This is a genomic window from Zavarzinia sp., assembly GCF_049306435.1.
Taxonomy (GTDB): Bacteria; Pseudomonadota; Alphaproteobacteria; order Zavarziniales; family Zavarziniaceae; genus Zavarzinia.
In genome coordinates this window covers 1-4700 of sequence record NZ_JBAQRT010000354.1, presented here as the reverse complement: position 1 = coordinate 4700, position 4700 = coordinate 1, and the positions used below count along the sequence as shown (strand labels likewise).

Annotated in this window: 5 protein-coding genes; 3 read left to right on the top strand and 2 right to left on the bottom strand. The window is 66.9% G+C overall.

All coding sequences use genetic code 11. From position 1 onward, the window contains the following. Positions 1 to 567: chromate transporter (locus tag WAZ62_RS20550; RefSeq protein WP_422645403.1), on the bottom strand; the 567-nt coding region annotated here is incomplete at its 3' end. A gap of 127 nt (positions 568 to 694) precedes the next feature. On the opposite strand from WAZ62_RS20550, the gene WAZ62_RS20545 reads away from it, so the two are divergent. Next, positions 695 to 1111 (top strand): ester cyclase, encoded by a 417-nt coding sequence (locus WAZ62_RS20545; protein ID WP_422645402.1) that lies wholly within the window; start codon positions 695 to 697, stop codon positions 1109 to 1111. 155 nt (positions 1112 to 1266) lie between these two features. Here WAZ62_RS20545 and WAZ62_RS20540 read toward each other — a convergent pair whose 3' ends face one another. Next, positions 1267 to 2487 carry a polyhydroxyalkanoate depolymerase gene (locus tag WAZ62_RS20540; RefSeq protein ID WP_422645401.1) on the bottom strand — a complete coding sequence of 407 codons (1221 nt, stop codon included), beginning with the start codon at positions 2485 to 2487 and terminating at the stop codon, positions 1267 to 1269. Between the two features lie 282 nt (positions 2488 to 2769). Between WAZ62_RS20540 and WAZ62_RS20535 the strand changes: the two genes are divergently transcribed. Then, entirely contained in the window at positions 2770 to 3426 is a 657-nt protein-coding gene (locus WAZ62_RS20535; RefSeq protein ID WP_422645400.1) for a glutathione S-transferase family protein, read from the top strand. A 112-nt stretch (positions 3427 to 3538) separates the two neighbouring features. Beyond that, on the top strand, positions 3539 to 4700 hold a 1162-nt coding region (locus WAZ62_RS20530), incomplete at its 3' end, for a YifB family Mg chelatase-like AAA ATPase (protein ID WP_422645399.1).

Genomic DNA, 4700 nt, shown 5'->3' with positions numbered 1-4700 from the left:
CGGCGGGGCGGCTTCCCGCCGGCCGGCGAACAGCCCGATCAGCCCGGCGCCGATGACGACGAGCGGGAAGGGCGCCTGCAGGACCTGAAGCGCCAGCAGGGCGGCGAGGGCGATCAGCACCGCCCCCACCGTATTCAGCGCCCGGCGTCCGAGGCGCCACAACGCGGCGGCGACAATGCCGACGACGACCGGCTTCACCCCGGCCAGCAACCCCGCGACCAGCGGCGCCTCGCCATGGGCGGCGGCGATGAAGGCCAGCAGCGCCATGACGAGGGCGCCCGGCAGGATGAACAGCGTCCCGGTGATCGCGGCGCCGCGCCAGCCCGCCAGCCGCCAGCCGACGAAGGTCGCCAGCTGCTGCGCCTCCGGCCCCGGCAGCAACATGCAGAAATTGAGCGCGCGAAGGTAGGTCGCCTCGTCCAGCCAGCGGCGGCGCGCCACCACCTCGTCATGCATCAGGGCCAGCTGGCCGGCGACGCCGCCGAAGGAAATCAGGCCGATCCGGGCGAAGAGCCGGGCCAGGCCACCAAGGCCGGGGGCAGGGGAAGGGGTGACAACCTCGGACATGAACGGCAAACCGGATCGCAAAAGGGGTGCGCAAGGGCATAGCGCGGAAGTGTGACAGATGCGATCATCACAGCAGCTTTCGATCCCGCAGCGATAATCAAGACAAGACAGGGAGGATCGTCCAGCCATGGATTCGCAGAGCCTGAAGGCGCTGATCCGCGCCCATTACCAAGTCACCATCAATGGTTACGACCCCGAGGCGATCGATGCCCAGGTCGCCCCCGATTTCGTCGATCACACTTCGCCGGGCGAGGCCGTGCGCGGCCCGCGCGGGCTGAAGGCGCAGATCGCCGGCCTCCACGCCGCCTTCCCCGACCTGCAGGTGAAGATCCTCGACATGGTCGCCGAAGAGGACCGGGTGGCGGTGCGCAGCCGTTTCCGCGGCACCCACCGGGGCACCTTCCGCGGCATCCTGCCGACCGGCGTCCGCATCGACGTGACCGGCACCTTCATCTGGAAGGTCGAGGAGACGAGCGGCCGCATCAAGGAACGCTGGGGTATGCTCGACCAGCCCAGCCTGATGCGCCAGATCGGCTTTCTCTGAACCGGGGCGCCTATCCGGCGCGAGGTCCCGGCCTTCGCCGGGACGACGACGCTTGATATTCAGTCGCCCGGGCGGGCAAGGCTCGCCGCCATGAAAAAAGCCCGCCATGACGTGGGCTTGTCAGGGATTGGGGCCGGCCGATCGCCGGCCCGCCCTCAATCGTTGGCGAGGATCATGTTCTTGACGCGGGGGTAGATCTGGCCTTCCCACTTCTTGCCGTTGAAGACGCCGTAATGGCCGACGCCGGGCTGCAGATGGTGGGACTTCTGGTAGGGGCGGATCTTGGAACAGAGGTCCTGGGCGGCGACGGTCTGGCCGACGGCGCAGATATCGTCCCTCTCGCCCTCGACCGTGAACAGCGCGGTCTTGCGCACGGCGGTCGGATCGACCTTCTGGCCCTTCCAGTACATCTTGCCCAGTGGCAGTTCGTATTCCTGGAACACGCGGTTCACGGTTTCCAGATAGAACTCGGCGGTGAGGTCGAGGACGGCGAAATATTCGTCGTAGAAGGTGCGGGTCTGTTCCGCCTTGTCCCATTCGCCCTTGGCCAGGTTGTTGTACAGCTCGCGGTGCGATTTCACATGGCGGTCGGCGTTCATGCTCATGAAGGCCGAGAGCTGGGTGAAGCCCGGATAAACCTTGCGACCCCCGCCTTTCAGACGGCGCGGCACGGTCGCGATCAGGTTCTTCTCGAACCATTCGATCGGATTGTCGGTCGCCAGCTTGTTGACGACGGTCGGGTTCACCCGGCAGTCGATCGGCCCCGCCATCAGGGTCATGGAGCGCGGCTGCATCGGGTTGTTGTTCATCGCCATGACGCAGACGGCGACGAGGGCGTGGACGCAGGGCTGGCACACGGCGACGAGGTGACCCGGCGTGCCGATCTTCTCGAGGAAGGTGATCACATGCTCGACATATTCGTCGAAGCCGAAGCGGCCGGCCGACACGGGAACGTCACGGGCATTGTGCCAGTCTGTGATGTAGACGTCGTGATCCTGAAGCAGGGTCATGACCGTGCCGCGCAGCAAGGTCGCGAAATGGCCGGACAGGGGCGCGACGACGAGCACCGGCGGCTGGGCGATGCCGATGTCCTTCTTGAAGTGCAGCAGCGTGCCGAAGGGGGTGGAGAATTCCTTCACCTCGGTCACGGGCACCTCGCGATTGCCGACCGTCACCGACTTGATGTCGAAGGGCGGGCGGTCGTGGGTCAGGCGGGTGTGGCCGAAAACGTCGAAGGCCGCGGTGAAGGCCCGGTAGGGGTAGAAGGCCGAAAGGCCCGAGAGCATCGGGTTGCGCAGGACAGTCGCGGTCCCGCGGGCCGCCGCGCGAAGCGGATCCAGCATGTCGGACTGCGCTTGGTAGATCTCATAGATCATGCATCACCGGATCGATTGGCTAGGTCTGTACGTGCTCGGCCCCGAATTCGCTTGATCAGGGGTCATTCGCGGCGAATTCACCCGTGCATTTTTCGCTGCACTGCCACAATATCATAGGGTCGGATCACCGAGCGCAACAAGGAACTGTCGCCGAGAGGCAGATTGGAAGCAATTCACTCCCGTCATTGGTCCAAAGTCGGATCAGGGGCGTGTTGCATCGCGGTGAACGGGAAAAGATCTGGTAAAAGGGCAGGGCCCCCAAGAAGCGAAGGCAGGTAGTCCATGGCCAAGGCCACTCTGACGATCAGCAGCAAGAATTACTCGTCCTGGTCCTTGCGCGGCTGGTTGCTGTGCAAGTTCGTGGGCCTCGACTTCGAAGAGAAAATCCTGTCGATCGACGATCCGGGCACGAGGGCCGAGCTGCTTCTGCTCTCGCCCTCGTTCAAGGTGCCGGCGCTCACGCATGACGACATCACCGTCTGGGACACGCTGGCGATCGGGGAATACCTGCAGGAAGTCGTCCCCGGCGCGGCGCTCCTGCCCGAGGATCTGGCCGCGCGCACCCATTGCCGCTCGGTCTCGGGCGAAATGCATTCCGGTTTCGCCAACCTGCGCTCCGCCTTGCCGATGAACCTGAAGAGCCATTTCCCCGGCTTCAAGGTCTGGGCCGGCGCCCAGGCCGACATCGATCACATGATCGGCATCTGGCGCACCTGCCTCGACACTTACGGCGGCCCCTATCTGTTCGGGCCCAAGCTGACCATGGCGGATGCCATGTTCGCGCCGGTCTGCACCCGCTTCAAGACCTATGACGTGAAGCTGGACCGCAAGTGCCAGACCTATGCCAATCGCATCCTGAACCTGCCCCAGATGATCGAATGGACCGCCTCCGCCCTCGCCGAGCCCGAGGAACTGGAAGAGCTCGACGTCGAATTCTGAGCCGCGACCAGCGCGCGGGTACATGACGGAACATGCAATCAGGGCTGGCGCGATGCGCCGGCCCTGATCTACTTTCAAGGCCAGTGCTCAACCCCTACAGGCCCTTTCCCGCATGGTCGTCCGTATCCGCACCGTCGCCTTCGAGGGGATCGAGGTCGTGCCCGTCGAGGTCGAGGTGGCGCTGGCGCAGGGCCTGCCGGCCTTCTCGGTCGTTGGTCTGCCGGACAAGGCGGTGGCGGAAAGCCGCGAGCGGGTGCGGGCGGCGCTGGGCGCCATCGGCCTCGGCCTGCCGCCGAAGCGGATCACCGTCAATCTCGCCCCGGCCGACCTGCCCAAGGAAGGCAGCCATTTCGACCTGCCGATCGCCCTTGGCCTGATGGCCGCTCTCGGCCTCGTGCCGGCGGACGAACTCGAATCCTATGTCGCCCTTGGCGAATTGTCGCTGGACGGGCGGCTGAACCCGGTCGCGGGGGTCCTCAATGCCGCGGTCGCCGCCGGGGCGGAGGACCGGGGCCTGATCTGTCCCGCCGCGTCCGGCCCCGAGGCCGCCTGGGCCGGCAATGCCGCCGTGCTGGCGCCGGACTCCCTGATCGCCCTCGTCAATCACTTCAAGGGCACCCAACTGCTCGACACGCCGCGCCCCCGGCCGCCGGCCGATGGCGGTCCGGTGCCCGATCTTCGCGACGTGAAGGGCCAGGAAAGCGCCAAGCGCGCGCTGGAAATCGCGGCGGCGGGCGGCCACCACCTGCTGATGATCGGGCCGCCGGGTTCCGGCAAATCCATGCTGGCGGCGCGCCTGCCCGGCCTGCTGCCGCCGCTGGAGCCGGCGGAAGCGCTGGAGTTGTCCCTCGTCCAGTCGGTCGCCGGACAATTGGCGGGTGGCACGATCACGAGGCGGCGACCGTTCCGCGATCCCCATCATTCCGCCAGCCAGGCCGCCCTGATCGGCGGCGGCCAGCGGGCCAGGCCGGGGGAGGTGAGCCTGGCCCATCGCGGCGTGCTGTTCCTCGACGAATTGCCGGAATTCCAGCGCGGCGTGCTCGATGCCCTGCGCCAGCCGATCGAAAGCGGCCGGGCGGTGGTCGCCCGGGCCAATGCCCATGTCACCTATCCGGCCCGCTTCCAGCTGGTCGCCGCCATGAACCCCTGCCGCTGCGGCCAGCTGGCGGACGCGGGCCTCGCCTGCGCCCGTGCCCCGAAATGCGCGGCGGATTACCAGAGCCGGCTGTCCGGCCCGCTGCTCGACCGCTTCGATCTCGCGGTCGAGGTGCCGG